This is a genomic window from Mesorhizobium sp. M7A.F.Ca.US.005.03.1.1, from assembly GCF_003997975.1.
Taxonomy (GTDB): domain Bacteria; phylum Pseudomonadota; class Alphaproteobacteria; order Rhizobiales; family Rhizobiaceae; genus Mesorhizobium; species Mesorhizobium ciceri.
Map to the genome: position 1 here is coordinate 24923 of NZ_RZRO01000055.1, position 20736 is coordinate 45658.

Here is a 20736-nt window from a genome sequence, read left to right on the forward strand (position 1 = left end):
GGAGGCGACGATGACTATGGAAACCGAAAAGTTCACGGTGAACGTAAACAAGGAGGCGATGGCTGCCATTCGCGAAGAGGCTCGCGCCCAGGGCATCGAGGCCAGCGCTCTGATCCAGCGCGCCATCCATAAGCTCGCGATCGACACCGAGTGGATGGACAAGGCCACCAGCACGATGCTGAAGGCCCAGTACAAGACCATCGACAAGTTCGTTGAGCTCTCAAAGGTGCTTTTTGCCACGGGCCGCTTCGACGAGCACTTCGTGCTGACTGTGTTCCAGGCCGCCATGGAAAAGCCCGAGCTGAAAGCTCAGTACGAGCGCGCGATCGGCGGCGATGCTTACGCGGTCAAACTACCGGGCAAGACGCCGCTGAATATGTATCTCGGCTGGTACATCAAGAACGCGATCGGCGCCGAGCCCAAGGTCGACGCGAACAATCAGCCGGTGCGCGCACAGGTGCGCGGCGAACCAATCCAAAGCTACACTCTGTTGCGTCACAGCGGTCAGTAAGGGAGAAGGTCATGCAGATGACGATGGACAAGCTGAAGGCAATGTCGCCGGAACGGCGGGCAACGCTCTACGAAAATGCCAGGAAGCGCCTCGAACAAGGCGGTCAAGAAATTATAGACCTGATCAACGCGTCCGGCCTGCCGCTTCGTTCCGGCGGCATCACCTTCTCTGACCCGGTTCACCTCCGTATGGAAGAGATCGCATGGTCCAGTCAGGGCAAGAGACTCATGTTGGAAGCAACAGAGGCAGGTCTACCGGCCTTGGCAGGCGTCGAACCGTTGATCGTCGCTGACCTTGGACCTCTCTATCACCCGCATGACCTTGGGACCGTCGACGCCGGCTCCATAGTTGGTCAAGTGATGCGCCATCTCGGCTATGAACTCGTCGATCGCAACGACATGCCGCCGGGTTCCGTGGCGAAGACTGCCGCGACATGGAGGCCACGGGTTAGGTAGTTGACACGCGATGGATTGCAAAGCGCCATGGCGACGAGTCCGAGCACTTGTTCTTCATCATGATCTTTACGGATTCTCGGCCGCGCGCGCCTGGAAATGACAGATCTGTCTGGCCATCGAGGATGCGACAACGAAGCGTCATGGAGCGGCGTTAACGGCTGGTGCCGCTTGTAATTCGGGCAGGACGGCTGCCGCTTGCGTGGCCAGATAACCCTCGATCGTTTTCTTGGAGGCGAAGCTCTGCAATGCTCTAAGTGGCTCTGCGCGGATAGCGTCCTGCAGCGCGGCTATTCCCTCTTGAGTGATGTAGCGACGTTTCACCTTCGCGTCGTACTCATGGTATGGCAGTTCCATCAGGTTGAACGCCTTTAGCAGCGGCAAGACCCCGCTCTGGTTCAGTGCAACTTCGTTGCCGCACACCTGGTGCACGACGTCTGCCAACGCCGCTGCTGCTTCTGAGGGAAGGTTCTTGTCAGCTTCGGCAAGGGGCGCCCGGACAACTTCGCCTAGCGACACCTTTCCGACCACCATGTAAGCTGGCGATCCTTCTTCCTCCTTCTCAGTAAAGCGTCCCTCCTCAATGAAGTTCATGGAGCGCGCAGTCTCGTGCGACACGTACAGGTTGGTAGACTTGTTGGCATCGCCGAACGTGGTGATGTCTACAACTCCAGCGCGTTCCACGCCGACTCGCTCGACGGCTTCGATGGTCTCCAGCAGCATCGTCATGCGCCGCTCTTCGCGCGCATCGAGTAATGCCTTGAGTTCCGGGTAGCCGATGGCCGAGGTACGAGCCGTATAGCGGTAGTAGATAGTGGCCTCGATGATTACTGGCTCGGTTACCTTCTTGCCGGTTGGATCCGTGAAGCTCCGATTGCGTGTCTTGGTGCAGATCACCGGCCGGTCAAGCGCCGGCTCGACGGCCATAGCGAACACGGTTTTGCCGTCCACCTCATAAACCTTGCTCTCGAACGGCAGTTCTGGCGCGAAGTCTTGGCGCAGCAGCGTGGAGATGTCTGCCTCGTCGGCGATGTCCGCCGGCGGCGTGCCGACTATGACGCGGGGATTGTTGTCGACGCCAAAGACGAGAAAGCCGCCCTGGGTGTTGGCGAACGCAGCGATCGTGCGCTCATAGGCTGGAAGGTTGGCACGAACGAACGCCTGCTTAAATTCGAGCCGTTTACTTTCGCGGCTGGTCACTCTCAGCGTTCCGGCGTCATAGGCAATCAGATCGGACAGTTTTTCCGGCAACATCTCGTGGATCCTTGAAGCGTAGCTCCCGTCGGCGACACTTTCGTCGCACAGATAAGTGGCCGCCACCACCATGTGCTTTGGCGCGATCATGCCGGTATCGGCCGATCGCCGAATCGGCTCAATGCGCGCACGTTAGAGGCAAGATCTGTCTGGCACGAGTTCGCGCTGACCCTCCCAGGCTCTTTGACCGGAGGGCCACGGCCGCTGAAAAAGCGCTGCTGCTCCCCCGACGCTCCCCGAACACCGGACCAGCGCCGGCAAGACGCCCGCATCAACAGGCTTTGCGTCCCGGCACCCTAACCCTTACAGGAGTATGCCAGCCTATCAACTGCCCCGAGCGGCTGCGCTGGATCAGTTTGAACCTGTAGGCACGTTGTGCAAGTGTGGGAACGTGAGCAGGTGGAGGGAACGATGGTACCGTATCGTGCGCACAAGGATGCGATTGTTGGGGTGCTCCGCGACCGCGCCAAGCAACGTCGGACGATCTTCTACAGCGAGTTGGGCTCGGCACTAGGTATCCCAGCCCAGGGCCCATGGAAGCCAATCCTGGACGAAATATCTCGCGAAGAAACGTCAGCAGGTCGGCCGGACATCACGTATCTCGTTGTCTCAAAGACTACGAACTTGCCGGGTCAAATAGGATTCACTGCGGCAAGGCCGCCGTCGATGGACCAAACAAAGACAGCGCTCGGAACGATAGAAGCCGTTTTCGGGCACTACTCTTGAGCCACCTCGCCTGGCTTTCGTTTTCAATTCGAGCCCTTTTGCCCGGCTAAGAACCTGAAAGGGATGGGGCGAGCCTCTTAAAGCCCTACTGGGCAAAGCCTCTGAAACAAGGCAGCATCTTAATCGCTGCTCCCAGCCCAGAAAGGTCAAATTCGTGCTGGACCTCAGCACCGTCAAATAAATCTGTGACGCCAATCACAATGGTCTTTCCGGATATGGCCTGTCGGGTAAATTCTGGCACTTCTGAATCAGGAACGAAGGCAGCGTCGTTCTCCGAAGAAAGCGCCCAGCTCTGGAGGGGCGAAGGCAGTGATTTATCGACCCGATACCGCACGCTGACGTCATAGTTATCGCCAACCATATATTGCCCGATGTCGGTCAAAGCCTCTAAGTCCGGACCTCTGCAGCGCCAACTCAGCCTGGTATCTTCGCCAGGACTGTAAGTGACGATAAGACTCCGGTCTTCGTCGGTGACGCCGTCCTTCTTTTCTATGAACCTGAAACTGCCGATAGTGTCGTTTGCTTCGGCTGATATTGATATAAACGAGATGAGGCAGCATCCAAGTGCCGCCAAATAGGCGAATCGCATTGATATGACCCTCCCAGGCCGAGCGGTCGATAGCTGATGCCGACGAGCTCGCCCCCAGACAACTCTGTCACAATACCCTAATTTGGGGTACACCGATTTAGGGTTTTATTGAACAGCCAGTCTCAGCACTGGCGCTGCCCTTGTCCTCACTTCGTTCCGATCTCTACCGCAAGATGATCGTGCTTCTCGTTGAAGTGCGCAAGGATGCTGGCATCACCCAGGTCGAACTGGGTAGGCGCCTCGGGCAGCGGCAGACATTTGTCTCGAAGTTCGAGCTGGGAGAGCGGCGCCTGGACGTGGCCGAGTTCGTCACCGTTGCGAGGGCGATCGGTGCTGACCCTCTTGAGATCATACGGGTAGCGGAATCTGAAAGTCGCTGAGCGCGCGTCAATTAGTACCCCGATTGGGTTCCGGACGGCCGGCTACGTGGACGTCTGATCGGCTTGCATTTCGGTAGTTAGATTAAGCCGTTTCCGCAGCGCCGCCGCCAGCTTAAATGCATCATGAATCTTGGCGAAGAGCGGCCCAAGGTCTAGGCCGTGATACCGGCCGTATTCCTTACGTACGGGTTCCATGACGACCAGCTTCCAAGTGCTGGGCTCCAGCATGATGACGCCGGCGTCGAATAGCCGGTGCAGGTCGGCGCGCAACGGGATGCCGTTCCATCCTTCGTCGCAGCCGCCGCAGGACACGGGCAGAACGTGGGCAGCCTCCAAGGCCATCAGTGTCTCGCACCCGGTCACGAGACAGCGCGCACCGAACAGGTCGAAGACCGCGCGGCGAAACTTGGCTTGACCCGGGCGCTCCCAAACCTCGGCCAGACGGCGCTGGCGCTCGGCCGTGCTCTCCGCCTCGTCCTCCGGGCTGTCTATCAGCTGGAACTCCAAGTTCTCGAAGTATCGTCGGAATACGTTGGTAATCGGGTTGTTTGTCATAGGGCTCCCGGCGATCTCGTTCGCCAGGCGCCCAAGCGGCTTCACAGGGTAAGCCGCGCCCTCGTGCATCAGGAATCCCGTGCTGGATCTGCGCGTCTGCCCGTTGGGTTTGGGATAGCTCTCATAAAGCCATTCCCGTCCGTTGGCTTTGGCCAAGCGGATCGCGTCCAAAGCGTGGTTCCGTTCGAAAATTAGGTCAGTCACCGGTCGGCAGCCCTCCCATCGCTTTCGGATGCCAGTATACGCTATCGCGGGATTCCCGCGGCATGCAAGCCGTCGACGTACTCAGCCAAGGCGGGGGAGGACACCGTTTTCCCACCCGTGGGACGCAAGCCTTTCTTCTGGCCGGGACGGGAGCTAAGTCGCTGAAAGAGCGTTGCCGCACTGCGCTCCCCAGCGACCGGCCCAGCGCCGGTACGACCGCGCGCGCTCCCGGTTCCAATGCGAAAGGCATCTCCAATCTGATCGAATTGGACCGTGGGCTGCCCGCAAATCCTCACCTCATAGCAGCCCACCGTGAACTAAAAGTTTTCCCCATGAACTTCTCTGATTTTTATCCAAGTTGTTGATTTACAACAAACTACTGCGCCTTGACTGCCATGCTCATCCAAAACGGTATCTAGATACTCTTGGTCTGGTCGTATAAATTTTTGCCATTAGCAGCCCTTGATCGCACGGAGACCAAACATGTTCTGGAAATCACTATTCGCCCTTGCGAAGATCGAACCACTGCCCGCGGTCGTCATTATTGCCTTGGCGGCACTCATTGTCGTCGGCATCGCCCTCACAAAAATTCCGAGCTGAGATGGAGGCCGTAGCTCAGAGCCGGTGGTCGCGCCTTCCCACGGCCTGGATTCATGATACGGGTCTCAGGCTTTTCAGGACGGGACACCTCCTGGGTGTGTCCACCGCAGCGCTGAAGGTGCTCCTGGCAATCGTTGTCCGCGCCGAGAACAAATCTACCGCACAGGCAGCGCAAACCCAGGGATCTGCATGTATGTCATATGACGAACTGATAGACCTAACAGACTTGTCGCGCGCTATGATTTCGTCGGCGGTTAAGCTACTGACGAGTGCTGGCATCGTTATTGTAAAGCGGGAAGGCCGGGGTGGGAAGAATCGCTACTTTCTTACCGGGTATGGAGAAACGGATCGGTACGGTAAGATTCCCAACAAGACGCTTTACAGGCAGGCTCCGTCGGATCGGCTGTCGGCGCTTCATGAGCTCTCATGTCGGCGCGAGTCGGACATGAACGCACTGAAGCTCTACCTGCTCTTCTGCGCCTTTCGGGACGGAAAGACCAATGCCGCTATGATCGGGTACGAGAGGATTTGGATTTACACAGGAATCCCGGAAGCAAAAATCCGCCGTGCGATCTCTGTACTGATCGAACACGGCTTTATACAAGTCGATCGTGATCGATCATCGGCCGAAAAGAAGAACCATCCAAATCGCTACGAGATCCTGGGTCTCTGATGATCGCATGCCTACAGAACTTGCTCACAGTTTGGCGCACAGCCACAGCGAGAGCTCTAGCAATTTCTCGATGTATGGATTTTGCGTCATGCTGTGGTACGGGTGGCAGCCTATGAGCAACCTTCGCTACGACAAGCAAGGCGGAGCGTTCCAAATTCGTATTGCGTTCTGTTGGCAATTGATTTTGTCGCTGTCGCCTGGCGGGCTTTCTCTGCCCCGATCCGTGCTCCGTTGTTCTCTCATCGAGGTTGCATGAGCACGTTCGAAGGAATCAAGCCTGGTGCGCGTATCAAAGGCCTCGATGCCGCAGGTATCGCGGAGGTCGTTTCGGTTTCCAAATTCGGACCTGACGCGGTGAATCTGGTTTTCCGGGTCAATGGCAAAGTCGCAGAGCGGCTTGTCTACCGCGGCGAAGAAACCGGCTTTGAATTCGTAATGGCTGGCCGTACTTACGCCTTTGATGCGGATGGCGCCCTTCTGCGCTTGGCGTCCGAAGCATATCGCATTCGGCTTGCCCACCTTTTCGATCCCTACCTGGCGGTCAGTGCTTCACAGATCGAGGCGCTTCCGCACCAGATCACGGCCGTCTACGGCGAAATGCTGCCGCGACAGCCGCTTCGCTTTCTGCTTGCAGACGATCCAGGCGCCGGCAAGACAATTATGGCCGGGCTCCTGATCAAGGAGCTCTTGATTCGAGGCGACCTTGAACGTTGCCTGATCGTCGCGCCTGGAAGCCTTGTCGAACAATGGCAGGAGGAAATGGCCGAAAAATTCGGCCTGCATTTCGATCTCCTAACGCGTGATCAAATCGAAGCCTCCGTCACGGGAAACCCGTTCGCTGAAAAGAATCGCCTCATCGTTCGCCTGGATATGGCGGCTCGATCGGAAGAGCTGAAGGCTAAGCTCGGAGCGGCTGGGGATTGGGATCTGATCATCTGCGACGAAGCCCATCGCATGGCCGCGTCGTATTTCGGCGGCGAAGTTAAGGAAACTCAGCGTCACAAGCTTGGCAAGCTGCTCGGGACGCGAACCCGGAACTTCCTTCTGATGTCCGCGACTCCGCACAATGGCAAGGAAGCTGACTTTCAACTTTTCATGGGATTGCTCGACGCAGACCGGTTCGAGGGCCGGTTCCGCGAAGGCGTTCACAAAGCCGACGTATCCGACATGATGAGGCGGTTGACCAAAGAAGAACTCTATCGCTTCGACGGTACGCCGCTTTTCCCTGAGCGCCGGGCCTATACCGCTAGCTTCGCCTTGTCCCCTGTCGAGGCCAAACTCTATCAGGCGGTCACGACCTACGTGCGCGAAGAGATGAACCGCGCGGATCGGACAGGCGACGATAAGCGCCGGTCGAATGTGGGCTTCGCGTTGCAAATCCTTCAGCGCCGCCTTGCCTCTTCGCCGGCCGCGATCCACCGCTCGCTGGAACGACGCCGGAAGCGCCTGCAAGACCGATTGCATGAAGAAAGACTTATGCGTCAGACCGACTCGGCCCCACTAACCCACGCGCCGGTTCTGCCCAGCTATGACCCTGACGACATTGATGAGGTGCCGGGCGCGGAAGCGGAAGCCGCCGAGGAACAGATCGTCGATCGAGCAACAGCGGCCGCCACCCTTGCTGAGCTTGAAGCCGAAATCCTTATTCTGAAAGATCTCGAAGACCGTGCGCTGAGGCTGAAGCTTTCCGGCCAGGATGCCAAATGGCGCGAGCTTGAATCCATTCTCGACGAGCCGCTGATGCTGGACGCCGCAACTGGCCTGCGTCGCAAGGTGCTGATCTTCACTGAGCCGAAGGACACACTCGAATATCTGCAACAGAAGATTGCAGCACTTATGGGCGATCCTTCGGCTGTGGTCGTCATTCACGGCGGCATCGCGCGCGAAGCTCGGCGCGGCGCCATTGCCGCCTTTAATTCCGATCCGCGTGTGCGCGTGATGATCGCGAACGACGCTGCAGGTGAGGGCGTGAACCTTCAGCGTGGCGCGCATCTGATGGTCAACTACGACCTGCCGTGGAACCCGAACCGCCTCGAACAGCGTTTCGGCCGCATCCATCGCATAGGCCAGACTGAAGTTTGCCACCTGTGGAATCTCTGCGCAGCAAACACGCGTGAAGGCGAAGTCTATCGCCGCCTGCTTGAGAAGCTTGAAGAGGCCCGTGCCGCGCTAGGCGGCAAGGTCTATGACGTGCTCGGCGAGCTGTTCGAAGGCCACGCGCTACGGGATCTCCTCGTCGAGGCAATTCGCTACGGTGATCGGCCGGAAAAGAAGGCCGAGCTTTTCCGAAAGGTAGATGGTGCGGTTGATGTCGAAGCTATCGAGAAGCTGGTCGCCGAACGCAAACTAACCTCCGAAGGCATGAACCCGAGTTCGGTCGCCGATATTCGCGAACAGATGGAGCGCGCGGCAGCCCGTCGCCTGCAACCGCATTTCATCGGCTCGTTCTTCCGAGAAGCCTTCACGATGCTCGGCGGGCGGATTGCCGAACGCGAAAAAGGCCGATTCGAAATCCTGCGTGTACCGTCGATCCTGAAGGAACGCGACCGGCTGATCGGGCGTTCCGATCCGGTGCTTGATCGTTACGCGCGCATCACCTTTGAAAAATCCCTGATCATCGGACAACCGCAGGCCGAACTCGTGGCGCCAGGTCATCCGCTGCTCGAATCGCTGGTCGACGTTATCCTCGAACGTTTCCAACCACTCCTCAACCAGGGCGGCGTGCTGGTGGACGATGCAGACGAAAGCGTCGAGCCAAAGCTCCTCGTCTATCTCGAACATGCAATCCGCGATGGACGGGCCGGCCGGTCGGGTGAACCCCGCGCCATTTCGCAGCGGCTTCAGTTCCTGTTCCTGAAGGAAGACGGATCGGCGACCGACGGCGGACCCGCGCCCTATCTGGATTATCGCCCGATTACGCCCGAAGAGAGTGTATCCGTCGCTGACGCCATCGTCGCGCCCTGGCTATCGGATAATGTCGAGGCGCAGGCACTCGGCTATACCGTTCGGTCCCTGGTTCCCGATCATCTCAACGAGGTAAGGACGCGCCGGATCGCCGAAATCGACAAGGTCGAGCGCGAGGTGCGCGCCCGCCTTAATCGCGAGATCAACTATTGGGATGCTCGCGCCGCGCGGCTGCGAGAAGAGGAGCGGGCAGGCAAGGAACAGCGCATCAACGCTCAAAACGCAGAGGCGACGGCCGCACGCCTGGTAGAGCGGCTGCATCGGCGCCAATCGGAGTTGGATCGCGAGCGGCAGATTTCCGCTTTGCCGCCGGTCCTGAAAGGTGCGGCGCTGGTGATCCCTGGCGGGCTGCTGAAAGCCAAGGTCGCGTTAGCCACGGCCAGCAAGTCGACCGGATTCGCCGAAGACCCGATCCTGCGGGCTGAATCCGAGCGCAAGGCCATGCAGGCCGTGTTCGCGGCTGAACGCGCCCTGGGCCATGAACCACGGGACGTATCTGCCGAAAAGAAGGGCTGGGATATTGAAAGCCGCGATCTCCAGGCGGGCCATCTGCGCTTTATCGAGGTGAAGGGCCGTCACGCCGAAGGGCGTGACGTCATTTTGACCAAGAACGAAATCCTGGCGTCGCTCAACGTCGCTGAGGCTTTCATTCTTGCGATTGTTCAGTTCGATTCTGGCTTCGTGCATGAGCCCATCTATGTTCGCCGATTCTTCACAAGAGAATTGGGTTTTGCCGAAACGGCGGTGGTGTTCGACATCGCGGACCTGATATCGATTGGAACAAAGCCTAGTTAGGGCTGCGAGGAGCTTATATGGAAGAGCAGATAGCCAATCTCTTGCGGGCGGCTGGGGGGCATCTCACAAGATTTCAACTTTGGCAGGGTTTGGCGCTGCCAGACGATGAGCCCACGCAGGAATATTCGGAGGCAGAACAAAACCTCGTTGATCAGCGCCGTATTGAGCGAAGGCGAGGACGAAATGGCGGAATCTATCTAGTCGAACAACCTGCCGAGCCGGAGGCTGTGGATATAGACGCGCCGGTTCAACCAGAGGAACCGGCGGCCCAAGAACGCCGTCTGGAGAATGACTACTATCAGCCCGCTCTCGACCAAATCCTAGCCCACTGGACGGAGCAGCCCGGATTTACGCATGTCTTTGGAGCAGTGACTGCTGGTCAAGGACGCCGCCAGACAGGTGGGCGGTGGAGCAGGCCCGACCTCGTTATCTGCACCGTGTCGGATTGGCTATTTTCCTCCCGATCAGAGGGCGATGTTCGAACTATTGAGATCAAGCGCTTCGAGGCATTGGATGTCCTTGCGGTGTATGAGGCTGTGTCTCACAAATCGAAGGCGCACTACGCCTATCTTCTGATTGTGAATGTTCCCGACGAGTTGGATGACGATCAGAAAGGCGACCTTGAAGCTGTCCTCGCTGTCGCAGGTAAGCACGGCATCGGAGTCATAGCGGCTCGCCGAGCCGAGGATTGGTCTACGTGGGTCTTTGAGCTTGATGCTACACGAAGCGATGCGGACCATCAGTCGATTAACCAGATGCTTTTAGATCAGGTGCCGCCGGAGGTTCGCGACAGATTTCGAACGACACTTCGGGAAGTGGCGGTCAGGGTAGTGTTTTGAACGAGAAAGCTGTGCGTAAGAAACTCATCGAGGTTTCGATCCCCCTAGAAGCGATCAACGTTGCCTCCGCGCGAGAGAAATCGATCCGACACGGACACCCTTCGACGCTGCATCTATGGTGGGCCAGACGCCCTTTGGCAGCGTGCCGGGCAGTTTTGTTCGCGCAGCTAGTGGACGATCCTTCCAGCTGGCCTGATCGATTCCCGACTGAGGAAGCCCAGGATGTCGAGCGCCGGAGGTTGCACCGTATCATCGAGGCTATGGTGCCGTGGGAAGCCTCGAACAACGAGACGATCCTAAACGCAGCCCGCTGGGAAATCGCGCGCTCAGTGGCCTGGGGCCTTGGCGAAGAACCGCCTGCCCAGGGCGACGCCAAGGCCATCTTCGACTACCTGCAAAACAAAGCGCCACCGGTGTATGATCCCTTCTCGGGCGGCGGGTCGATCCCGCTCGAAGCCCAGCGCCTCGGCCTGCGTGCCTATGGATCGGATTTAAATCCAGTCGCAGTCCTGATTGGCAAGGCATTGGTGGAAATCCCGCCGAAGTTCGCCGGCAGGCCTCCGGTGAATCCGAAATCGCGCGTCGCGATCGCGCGCGGCGGCAAATGGAACGGCAAAGGTGCGGAGGGCCTCGCCGAGGATGTGCGCTACTACGGCCAATGGATGCGCGACGAAGCCGAGAAACGGGTTGGGCATCTCTATCCGAAGGCGAAACTGCCAGATGGCTCAGAGGCGACGGTGATCGCTTGGCTTTGGGCTCGGACCGTCCGCTCTCCCGATCCGGCGGCGAAAGGTGCGATGGTTCCTCTAGTCTCATCATTCATGCTCTCAACTAAGGAGGGAAAAAAGGCGTGGATTGAGCCCGAGATCGATCCAACGGCTAAGGATGGTTACCGGTTCAAAGTCATGACGGGGACACTTTCTAAGCCTGATCAAGAGAGGCTTAAGAAGGGAACGAAGGCTGGCCAAGGCCAGGCCTTTACGTGTGTTCTGACAGGCTCGGTCATTGATAGGACCTATGTGCAAGTCGAGGGCAAGGCCGATCGCCTTGGGGTTCGCCTGCTTGCAATCGTTGCCGAGGGCAATCGACGCAGAGTTTACTTGTCGCCGCTCGAAGAAGACGAGTCCCTTGCTAGGTCGATGTCTGATGACCCCGATATAAAAGATGCTCGAGAGGATCAGCTGTCTGCGGCTACGCCAACCCGTGCCCAACTAACGGGAGGCGTATGCTCCGCGTATGGCTTGCGCACTTGGGGACACCTTTTTACGGACCGACAGTTGATCTCACTGAGAACACTGACTGGACTAGTTGAAGGCGCCCGCGAGGCGGTCTTAGCCGACACCTTGTCGGCAGAGATTAGCGATGATTTGATACCACTCAGGAGTAACGGGCGAGGCGCAAGTGCATATGCCGACGCCGTGGCCACCTATCTAGCATTCAGCGTTAGCCGACAGGTAAATAGGGGCTGCACATTGAATTTTTGGGACAATACCAGCCAGAAAATCCAGCAGGTTTTTGGGCGACAGGCGTTCGCAATGACTTGGGATTTCGCTGAAACTAATTTCTTCAGCCAATCAACCGGCAATTTCCTGGATCAAGTCGAGTACCCTGTAAAATCAATCGCCAATTGGCCAATCGGAACTGCAACAGGCTTCGTAAGTCAAATCGACGCTCCCAAGAACAGCTTTCCAGTACGGCCTGTGGTAATTTCTACAGACCCCCCATATTACGACAATATTGGGTACGCTACGCTCGCTGATTTCTTTTACGTTTGGCTTCGACCCGCTTTAAAGAATATCTGGCCGGACCTTTTTCGCCGACTCACGACGCCGAAAGAAGAAGAGCTTGTTGCGACGTCGTTTAGGCATGCCAACCGAGCAAGTGCCGAAGAGTTTTTCATGCAGGGCATGGGACTAGCTCTAGGCGCAATGCGTGAAGCCGCTACCGAGAGCGAGCCCCTCGCCATCTACTATGCGTTCAAGCAATCTGAATCATCATCCGAAGGTGTAAGCTCGGCAGGATGGGCCTCCTTCCTTCAGGGCGTCATCAATGCTGGGCTGCTGATTGATGGAACATGGCCGATCAGAACAGAACTTACAGGAAATTTGAAAGGCAAATTGAACGTCCTCGCATCCTCGATTGTGCTTATTTGCCGCAAGCGTCGCGTTAGCGCCGACACAATCACAAGGGCGGAATTCATCCGCTTGCTCCGCCGCGAGCTACCGGATGCGATAGATGATATCCGCAAGGCAGGCGTTGGCCCGGTCGATATGCAGCAATCTGTAATTGGCCCGGGAATGGGTGTTTTTTCGCGCTATGCCAAAGTGCTGGAAGACGACGACAGCGCCATGCCTGTTAAGACTGCACTCGCGCTTATCAATCGAGTCTGGGAAGAGATTGATCAAGAGCTCGATGCAGCTTTCGATGCGGAAACGCAGGTCGCTCTCGCTTGGTTTGCAACCTATGGCTTCGATGCCCGTCCGTCTGGCGAACTGATCACCCTCGCCAACGCCAAAAATATTGGCACGAACGCACTCTTCGATTCGGGAGTATTCAAGGACCTAAAGGGCAAGACCGCGCTGACGCCTCGCGACGAACTGCCAAAAGCCTGGACACCAGCCAAAGACAAATCCCTCACCGTCTGGGAATGCGTCCAGCACACTGCGCGCGTCCTCAACGCTGAGGACGGTGGGGGCGCTGCTGCGGGTCGGCTCGTCGCTGAAATGGGGCCAAAGGCTGCGGAAGCCCGGGCGCTCGCCTATCGTCTGTTCGAAATCGCCACGCAGAAGGGTTGGGCGGCCGAGGCGCTTGTCTACAACGAACTGGCCCAGGAATGGCCGAGGCTCGAAGATTTGGCTACCAAAGATGCGACGGATGGCTCACGAAAGCCCGCACAGGGTACGTTGCTTTAAGGAGCGATCATGTCGCACGAGATCGAAGGTACCAAACGGGTCCGCGATACACTCGACTTCACGCTAAAGTCAGTGCTCGACGGCTTCGTCGAAGCGAACATGGAGGCGAAGCACGGGCAGCGCTGGCTGCATTATGCAAGCCGCTCTTCGGGACAAGGTCAGAACGACACGCTGGACGTGTACGGACTGTGCAAAACTATCCTCGACAATTGGAACGAGGTATTTGGCGCGCGGTTCGATCGGAAGCATGTTAACAAGGCACGCAGGCTTGTCTCGACGGTCTTTGAAGCCCGCAATGCAACAGCGCATCTGAATGTGCCACTGAGCGACCCGGAAGCGTTGTCGTTTCTCTGGGCGATTGTCGAACTAGCGATGCTCCTGAAGGCACCGGAAAAGACAATCGAGACACTTAAGGCCGTCTATGGGGCCCAGCGCTCTACAGGCATTGAGGCGGGCAGGATAGACCCGGCAACCCCGACAGAGCCTAAGCTTACAGTAGAGCCGGGATCGGCTCAGCAGATGAGCTTCAATTCCGAAAGTGGTGTAGCCAAAGCGCTGAAGCCGTGGATCGATGTCGCCTTGCCACACCCGGACGTGATTGCGAACCGCTTTAAGGAGGCCGAGTTCGCTGCCGATCTTTTTGCGGTGGATGCTGGCTATGCCGGCGAAGGCTATGCGACACCGAACTCTTTCTACGGAATTACTTTCCTGACCGAAGGCTTGAAACGCGTACTAACCACCGCGACACAAAGACTTGGCGCCAATGGTGGCGATCCGGTGATTGGCCTGCAGACCGCTTTCGGCGGCGGCAAGACGCACACGATGCTCGCGATCTTCCACCTCGTGAAGCATCTGCGCGACGGAGGCGATCCGCGCGGGCTGCCGGGTTTAAGCGATATACTTGATCGTGCGGGTGTGAATTCGCTGCCGAAGCCCAAGATGGCTGTGTTCGTCGGTTCGGCCGATGGCCCGGACGTTAGCCTTAAACTGAACGAGGGACCTCGGGTTCATACGGCTTGGGGATATATCGCATGGCGCCTTGCAGGCGAACCGGGACTTGCGCTTGTCGCAGAAGCTGAAGCAGCTCGCACGAGCCCTGGCTCTCGTATCATGGTTGAAGTCTTCAAACTTGCTGGGCCAAGCGTTATCTTGCTCGATGAGCTGACCATGTTCGCCCGCCAGCTCGACGACGACCGGTTCGAAGCTTTTCTCTCCTTCATCCAGTCGCTCACCGAAGCGGCAAAGATGGTCCCGGGCATCCTGATCGTCGGCTCGCTGGTCGAGAGCAAAGCCGAGGCCGGCGGACCGCGCGGCGAGGCCGCGCTGCTTCGTCTCGAGAAAATTTTCGGCCGTGTGCAATCAGCATGGCTACCAGCTTCTGGCGATGAAACTTACGAAATCATCCGGCGACGTCTGTTCCAGCCCCTTGATGCCGAAGGCGAGATGGCGCGGGACGAAACAGTCAGGGCTTTTCACGATCTCTACAAAAAGAACCCGGCCGAGTTCCCGCCTGAGGCCAGGGAAGCACGCTATCTGGAACTGCTCCGCCTGTCCTATCCGATCCATCCGGAGCTGTTCGATCGGCTGTCGAAGGATTGGGCGAGCCTCGAAAAGTTCCAACGCACGCGCGGCGTTCTGCGCTTCATGGCCAATGTCGTGGGCGTGCTCTGGCATGGCCAGATGCGTGACCCGCTAATAACACCCGCTCGGGTGCCGGTTGCGCACGAGCGGGTGCGCGTGAGCGTTCTTTATCCCCTGGATCCGGCTTTCGGCTCAGTCGTCGATAAGGAGGTTGATGGTGAAGGGTCTTTGCCTAACCGAATGGAAGCAAATCCTTCGAGAAGGATTTCGCAGTTGCGCGCCGCAACACGCGCTGCGCGGTCGGTATTCATTTGCACGGCACCGCTAGTCGGCCAACCGAATGCCGGTCTCACCGGCCAGGGCTTGCGCCTTGCTTGCGCCGAGCCTGGCGACCAACTGGCGATCTTCGGCGAAGCACTTCGCGAACTCACCGAGAAGGCGACCTACCTCTATGAAGAGGCGGGTCGCTATTGGTTTTCGACCCAGCCCACCCTGAACCGCCTAGCTGACGATCGCGCCAAAGCGCTGCCGGATCACGAAGTCGATGCCGCAATCACCGAAGTGCTCCGCGAGGACGCAGCCAGCAAAGGCGGGTTCCATCGCGTCTTCGCCGCGCCGGACGATCCGGTGACGATCGACGAAGCGCATTCGCTTTCGCTTGTAATCCTGAATCCTAGTCTGGTTCACGCAGGGAGAGGAGCCGCAATGTCGCCAGCGAGTGACGCCGTGGCGGATGCACTAATGAGGTGCCGTGCTTCCCAACGTCGCTTGCGGAATACGCTTATCTTCGTCGCTCCTGATGAAGCGAACCTAGACACCGCGCGGGAAGTGATGCGCAAAGCGATGGCGTGGGCTTCGATCGACCATGACGTGAACAACGAGAAAGGTCGCCTCCGATCGCAGACAACAAGAACGCAAGCCGACGATGCCAAGGATAAGGCGAAGACCAACCGCGAGTCGGCGCTGAAAGCGATCCGCGCTGCCTGGAGCCACATACTTTATCCGGTAAAGAGCGAAACCCCCGGAAAGCCCTTCGATCTTGAACATAGCCTGATCTCCTCTCGCGACAGGGCCGCGATCCCACATGTTGTCTACGATAAGACAAAGGCCGACGGGATTGTCCTTGAAAAGCTGGGCACCGAGCGGCTTTGGCACGCGCTGAAGCCGATCTGGCCAGATGATCGCCCCCACCTATCCATTACCGAAATCGCCGATTGGTTTGCGGCTTATGTCTATCTGCCGAAATTGCGCGATAGGATCGTCCTGGAAGGCTCGGTTCGCGATGCTATTGCGAAACTCGATCCACAGTTCGGTTATGCCGATGGCTTCGACCAGGCCACGGGAAAGTACCATAGGCTGATCTGGGCAAAGAACCCACCGGAGTTCGCGTCTCTAACGGCGATGATCGTGCGGGAAGCGGAGGCGCAGAAGCAACTAAACGAAGAAGGCGTCCCTGCGCCTCGGTTGGAGCCAGGGGCATTGCCTGGCTCGACAGCTCATCCGGGCAGTCCCGACCCTGGCGGAACAAGACCGTCCGCACCCGGCAAACCTCGACGTTTCTATGGCTCTGTCGAGCTCGACATGGTCCGCCCCGTTAAATCATTTGACGCGATCCTCAATGCCGTGGTGATGGAGCTTCAGCGCACACACAGTGCGAAGGTGAAACTAACGCTCGAAATCGAGGCCGAAGCGAGCGACGGCTTTGCAGACAGTGAAGTTAGCGTCGTTCGCGACAACGCCCGGCAGCTCAAGTTCAAATCCGAATCAACCGGCTTTGAAGATTGATTCAGCTTTAATGAAAGTTAGAAAGCGGAATTTCACGGAGATGCGTCGGCCTGCCCGAAAATTGACTGAACATGTCGACCGCGCGGGTGACTGTGCCGATCTACGCACTCCCCCTGGCGCTCCCCGGCGCCAGATAGCAAAAAGGCCCGGTTACCCGGGCCCTTTATGCTTTTCAAATCTAAGAAGATTTGGAGCGGGTGAAGCGATTCGAACGCTCGACCCCAACCTTGGCAAGGTTGTGCTCTACCCCTGAGCTACACCCGCTCGCACGGCGTCTTGGCCGCAAGCCGGGCCTATATGGCTGAAGAGCGCGGCGATTGCAACAGGGAAATCGCAGGCTTTTTTACGACCCGGCAAGCGAGGCCGGCAAGCCGCCGGCGGGCGCGCGAGTGGCACGCGGCGGGGGCGCCACCGCAAAGGGCGGGTGCCGCTCACCGTGATGTCGCATGACGGTCTTGTGTCGGCTGCCCCATTGGCCGTAAACGGCTGGCTAGAGAAACGGGACGAAGACGAAACCGATGCCGAAGACCGAAACCGATTTGATGGCCTTTCTCGCCGAACTCGGGATTGCCGCCTCGACGAAGCGCCATCCGCCGCTCTACACGGTCGCGGATTCGCAGGCGCTGCGCGGCGAGATCGCCGGCGGGCACACGAAAAACCTGTTCCTGAAGGACAAGAAAGACAATTTCTTTCTGGTCACCGTCGGCGAGGACGCGGTCGTCGACCTGAAGCAGATCCACCAAGTGATCGGCGCCGCCAGCCGGGTTTCTTTCGGCAAACCGGAGATGCTGATGGAGCTGCTCGGCGTCACGCCGGGCGCCGTCACGGTCTTTGGCATCATCAACGACACGGCAAACAGGGTCAAGCTCGTGCTCGACAAGGATTTGATGGAGCATGCGGTGATCAATGGGCATCCGCTGACCAATGAGGCGACGACATCGATCGCAGCGAGCGACCTGATCAGATTCGTCGAGGCAACCGGGCACGATGCTGCTATCTTGAAAGTCTCCGCGTGATCGCCACATGGATGGCTTAAAACCGATGGTCTGAAGCATAGGGCGCCTGGCCGCCGGCCGGCGGCGCCACGGAAGGGTAAAGAGATGAGCGACAACAATCCGTTCGGCGGCCCCTTTGGCGGCAATGGCGGCCAGTACACCACCTCGGTGCAGTATGGTGGAACCGCGCCGGCGCCGGCGAAAGTCGCGCTTGGCGATACGCCCGCCGCTCCCGCCGATGTGATCAAGGACACGACGACGGCTGCCTTTGCCGCCGATGTCATCCAGGAATCGCGCCGCCAGCCGGTGCTGGTCGATTTCTGGGCGCCCTGGTGCGGACCTTGCAAGCAACTGACGCCGCAGCTGGAGAAGGCGGTCAAGGCCGCCGGCGGCAGGGTCAAGCTGGTCAAGATGAACATCGACGACCATCCGTCGATCGCCGGCCAGCTCGGCATCCAGTCGATCCCGGCGGTCATCGCCTTCAAGGACGGCCAGCCGGTCGATGGCTTCATGGGCGCCATCCCGGAGAGCCAGATCAACGAATTCATCACCAAGGTCGGCGGCAAGGGCAATGGCGCGCCGCCGGTGGCCGAAGCTCTGGCTGCGGCGACCGAGGCGCGCGACGCCGGCGACATGCAGACCGCGGCCGACATTTATGACGCCATCCTGGCGCAGGCGCCGGAGACGATCGAGGCGATCGCCGGACTGGGAGAGCTGCTGTTCGAGGCCGGCGACACGGAAGGCGCCGAGGCGCTTTTGGCAACAGCCCCGGAGGCCAAGAAGGATGCGCCGCCGGTGGCAGCCCTGCGCGCCAGGATGGCGGTTGCGGCGCAGGCGGCGGCTCTCGGCAATCCAGCCGAATTCGAGCGGCGCCTTGCGGAAAATCCCGGAGATCACCAGGCGCGTTTCGATCTGGCCATGATCCAGAACGCCAACGGCGACCGTACGGCCGCCGCCGACAATCTGCTGGCCATCATCAAGGCCGACCGGGCCTGGAACGAGGATGGCGCGAGGACGCAATTGCTGCAGCTGTTCGAGGCCTGGGGCATGACCGACGAGGCGACGCTGGCCGCGCGCCGCAAATTGTCGGCGCTGCTGTTTTCCTGAGCCGGCTGCCGGTTGTTTTGCCGCACGGGCTTGGCGTCGGCGATGATTGCGCCAGATTAGGGCCAAGAACTCACGCGCTTTTTGATGGCGCGATCGGAGGAATGAGGTGCAAGCGGGAAACGCGCATTACCGGCTCGCCAAGGATTTGCCGTCGACGATCCCTATCTTTCCGCTCGAGGGGGCGCTTTTGCTGCCGGGAGGCCGCATGCCGCTCAACATCTTCGAGCCGCGCTATCTGCAGATGGTGGACGAGGCGATCGCCGGCTCGCGGCTCATCGGCGTCATCCAGCCCAGTCTCGACGGGGCCTTGCGCGACGACGGCGAGCCGGAACTCTGCAATGTCGGTTGCGCCGGGCGCATCATCGCCTTTTCCGAGAGCGGCGACGGCCGTTACCTGATTTCGCTGCAGGGCGTGTGCCGGTTCCGCATCGCCCATGAATTGACGGTCAAGACGCCGTTTCGCCAGTGCAAGCCCTCGCCTTTCCTTGCCGATCTCGATGAGGACCAGGCGGGCAACGAGATCGACCGGCCATCGCTGCTCAAGGCATTTCGCGCCTATCTGCAGGCCAACGACCTCGAGGCCGACTGGGAAAGCGTCAGCCGGGCCGAAAATGCCATGCTGGTCAATGCGTTGTCGATGATGGCGCCCTACGGGCCAGCCGAGAAACAGGCGCTGCTCGAAGCGGCGGATTTGAAGACCCGGGCCGAGACGCTGATCGCCATCACCGAAATGGCGCTGGCGCGCGAGAATGAGGATTTTGGGTCGAGTTTGCAGTAAGAGGGCGCGATGGCGGACGGACGTGACGGGAAGAAGGTCGACCCCAGGCTGCTGGAACTCTTGGCCTGCCCACTGACCAAGGGGCCGCTGGCCTGGGATCCGGAGCGCGGCGAACTGATTTCCAGGGTCGCCAAGATTGCCTATCCGGTGCGTGACGGCATCCCGATCATGCTGCCTTCCGAGGCGCGGACGCTTTCGGTGGAGGATGTGCTGGCCCCGCCACCGCCACGTTTGGGTGGGCCGGGCTGAGGGGCACGTTTCTTGTACCCAATAGGCCGGCAGGACAGAGGGGGCGCGAAGGATCGCCGACGTCCGCTTTCGTTCCGTTCTTGGCATGGCCTTGCCTACTGAAAATTCCGCCCCTTGGGCATGACCTGTTCCGCTTCTTCCGACAGCGTTGCGAGATCCTGCCGGATCGGCGCGCTTTGTTTGGCGGGGCTGAAGCGATCCGAACCGTCCTTGGCGAGGTCTCTCGGAGGAACCACTGGTGCAGCCTCGCTGACCTTCTCCAGAAGCACGGTCAGCCAGGGCGTCAGATCCTCGATCTTCTCGGCAACGATGTGGACCACACCCGATTCCGACTGCAATTTCCCGGTGACCTTGACGAACCGGGCCCCCATGACGATAGGCCGATAGCGGTCGAAGGTTCTTTGCCAGAAGATGATGTTGGCCACCGCCTTGTCGTCCTCCAGCGTCAGGAAGATCGCATTGCCCTTGCCGGGGCGCTGCCGCACCAGCACGAGGCCGGCGACCGAGACGCGCCTGCCATCGCGCACGGAAGGAAGATTCGCATTGGGGATGACGCCGGCGCGGTCGAGCCGCTCGCGCAGGAAGGCGACCGGATGCGCCTTCAGCGACAGGCCGAGCGCGCGGTAATCGTGGATGACATGCTCGCCGAGCGGCATTTTCGGCAGCCTCGTCTCCGGTTCCAGCTCGCGCAGGCGAAGCGCCGGCTGGTCGAACAGCGGCAGCCTTTCGGCGGCGCTCTTGCCGTCGAGCGCGCGCACCGCCCACAAGGCTTCGCGACGATCAAGAC

At 59.2% G+C, this 20736-nt stretch carries 16 protein-coding genes and 1 tRNA gene; 12 read left to right on the top strand and 5 right to left on the bottom strand.

Features of this window, described 5'->3' with window-relative positions; all coding sequences use genetic code 11:
• The first annotated feature begins 10 nt into the window (after window positions 1–10).
• Window positions 11–511 (top strand): hypothetical protein, encoded by a 501-nt coding sequence (locus tag EN990_RS21620; protein WP_127367964.1) that lies wholly within the window; start codon window positions 11–13, stop codon window positions 509–511.
• Window positions 512–522: 11 nt separating this feature from the next.
• Window positions 523–966 (top strand): hypothetical protein, encoded by a 444-nt coding sequence (locus tag EN990_RS21625; RefSeq protein ID WP_127367963.1) that lies wholly within the window; start codon window positions 523–525, stop codon window positions 964–966.
• A 138-nt stretch (window positions 967–1104) separates the two neighbouring features.
• Here EN990_RS21625 and EN990_RS21630 read toward each other — a convergent pair whose 3' ends face one another.
• Window positions 1105–2307: an ATP-binding protein gene (locus EN990_RS21630; RefSeq protein WP_127367962.1), complete on the bottom strand. Its 1203-nt coding sequence runs from the start codon at window positions 2305–2307 to the stop codon at window positions 1105–1107.
• A 721-nt stretch (window positions 2308–3028) separates the two neighbouring features.
• Window positions 3029–3532, bottom strand: a complete 504-nt coding sequence (locus EN990_RS21635) for a hypothetical protein (RefSeq protein WP_127367961.1) — start codon at window positions 3530–3532, stop codon at window positions 3029–3031.
• Between the two features lie 140 nt (window positions 3533–3672).
• Between EN990_RS21635 and EN990_RS21640 the strand changes: the two genes are divergently transcribed.
• Entirely contained in the window at window positions 3673–3912 is a 240-nt protein-coding gene (locus EN990_RS21640; protein ID WP_245460872.1) for a helix-turn-helix transcriptional regulator, read from the top strand.
• Between the two features lie 42 nt (window positions 3913–3954).
• On the opposite strand, the gene EN990_RS21645 is transcribed toward EN990_RS21640, so the two are convergent.
• Window positions 3955–4638 (bottom strand): HNH endonuclease signature motif containing protein, encoded by a 684-nt coding sequence (locus tag EN990_RS21645; protein WP_127388385.1) that lies wholly within the window; start codon window positions 4636–4638, stop codon window positions 3955–3957.
• Between the two features lie 730 nt (window positions 4639–5368).
• On the opposite strand from EN990_RS21645, the gene EN990_RS21650 reads away from it, so the two are divergent.
• From EN990_RS21650 to EN990_RS21670, 5 genes are all read left to right on the top strand, one after another.
• Entirely contained in the window at window positions 5369–5944 is a 576-nt protein-coding gene (locus tag EN990_RS21650; RefSeq protein WP_127367959.1) for a hypothetical protein, read from the top strand.
• A 252-nt stretch (window positions 5945–6196) separates the two neighbouring features.
• Complete coding sequence (locus tag EN990_RS21655) at window positions 6197–9703, top strand: helicase-related protein (protein ID WP_127367958.1); 3507 nt, start codon at window positions 6197–6199, stop codon at window positions 9701–9703.
• Between the two features lie 17 nt (window positions 9704–9720).
• Entirely contained in the window at window positions 9721–10542 is an 822-nt protein-coding gene (locus EN990_RS21660; RefSeq protein ID WP_127367957.1) for a hypothetical protein, read from the top strand.
• The gene (locus tag EN990_RS21665) at window positions 10539–13454 is read left to right on the top strand and encodes a DUF1156 domain-containing protein (protein WP_127367956.1); all 2916 of its coding nucleotides are present in this window, start codon (window positions 10539–10541) and stop codon (window positions 13452–13454) included. Before EN990_RS21660 ends, EN990_RS21665 begins: the two co-directional genes overlap by 4 nt.
• A gap of 9 nt (window positions 13455–13463) precedes the next feature.
• The gene (locus EN990_RS21670; protein ID WP_127367955.1) at window positions 13464–16820 is read left to right on the top strand and encodes a DUF499 domain-containing protein; all 3357 of its coding nucleotides are present in this window, start codon (window positions 13464–13466) and stop codon (window positions 16818–16820) included.
• Window positions 16821–17009: 189 nt separating this feature from the next.
• Here EN990_RS21670 and EN990_RS21675 read toward each other — a convergent pair.
• Window positions 17010–17084: transfer RNA gene (locus tag EN990_RS21675), tRNA-Gly, on the bottom strand.
• Window positions 17085–17338: 254 nt separating this feature from the next.
• On the opposite strand from EN990_RS21675, the gene EN990_RS21680 reads away from it, so the two are divergent.
• The 4 genes from EN990_RS21680 (at window position 17339) to EN990_RS21695 (ending at window position 19949) form a co-directional block, all read left to right on the top strand.
• Complete coding sequence (locus EN990_RS21680) at window positions 17339–17836, top strand: prolyl-tRNA synthetase associated domain-containing protein (RefSeq protein WP_127384857.1); 498 nt, start codon at window positions 17339–17341, stop codon at window positions 17834–17836.
• A gap of 84 nt (window positions 17837–17920) precedes the next feature.
• Entirely contained in the window at window positions 17921–18922 is a 1002-nt protein-coding gene (gene trxA / locus EN990_RS21685) for a thioredoxin (protein ID WP_063169575.1), read from the top strand.
• A 106-nt stretch (window positions 18923–19028) separates the two neighbouring features.
• The gene (locus tag EN990_RS21690) at window positions 19029–19700 is read left to right on the top strand and encodes an LON peptidase substrate-binding domain-containing protein (RefSeq protein WP_013528774.1); all 672 of its coding nucleotides are present in this window, start codon (window positions 19029–19031) and stop codon (window positions 19698–19700) included.
• A 9-nt stretch (window positions 19701–19709) separates the two neighbouring features.
• Window positions 19710–19949 carry a Trm112 family protein gene (locus EN990_RS21695; RefSeq protein ID WP_127388386.1) on the top strand — a complete coding sequence of 80 codons (240 nt, stop codon included), beginning with the start codon at window positions 19710–19712 and terminating at the stop codon, window positions 19947–19949.
• A 95-nt stretch (window positions 19950–20044) separates the two neighbouring features.
• Here EN990_RS21695 and EN990_RS21700 read toward each other — a convergent pair.
• Window positions 20045–20736 (bottom strand): OB-fold nucleic acid binding domain-containing protein (locus EN990_RS21700; RefSeq protein WP_245469200.1); only part of this gene is annotated, 692 nt, incomplete at its 5' end.

Excerpts from the sequence above, each read along its gene's own strand:
- EN990_RS21620 (WP_127367964.1), top strand. The coding sequence starts at position 11 with ATGACTATGGAAACCGAAAAGTTCACGGTGAACGTAAACAAGGAGGCG.
- EN990_RS21625 (WP_127367963.1), top strand. The coding sequence starts at position 523 with ATGCAGATGACGATGGACAAGCTGAAGGCAATGTCGCCGGAACGGCGG.
- EN990_RS21630 (WP_127367962.1), bottom strand. The coding sequence starts at position 2,307 with ATGATCGCGCCAAAGCACATGGTGGTGGCGGCCACTTATCTGTGCGAC.
- EN990_RS21635 (WP_127367961.1), bottom strand. The coding sequence starts at position 3,532 with ATGCGATTCGCCTATTTGGCGGCACTTGGATGCTGCCTCATCTCGTTT.
- EN990_RS21655 (WP_127367958.1), top strand. The coding sequence starts at position 6,197 with ATGAGCACGTTCGAAGGAATCAAGCCTGGTGCGCGTATCAAAGGCCTC.
- EN990_RS21660 (WP_127367957.1), top strand. The coding sequence starts at position 9,721 with ATGGAAGAGCAGATAGCCAATCTCTTGCGGGCGGCTGGGGGGCATCTC.
- EN990_RS21670 (WP_127367955.1), top strand. The coding sequence starts at position 13,464 with ATGTCGCACGAGATCGAAGGTACCAAACGGGTCCGCGATACACTCGAC.
- EN990_RS21680 (WP_127384857.1), top strand. The coding sequence starts at position 17,339 with ATGCCGAAGACCGAAACCGATTTGATGGCCTTTCTCGCCGAACTCGGG.
- trxA (WP_063169575.1), top strand. The coding sequence starts at position 17,921 with ATGAGCGACAACAATCCGTTCGGCGGCCCCTTTGGCGGCAATGGCGGC.
- EN990_RS21695 (WP_127388386.1), top strand. The coding sequence starts at position 19,710 with ATGGCGGACGGACGTGACGGGAAGAAGGTCGACCCCAGGCTGCTGGAA.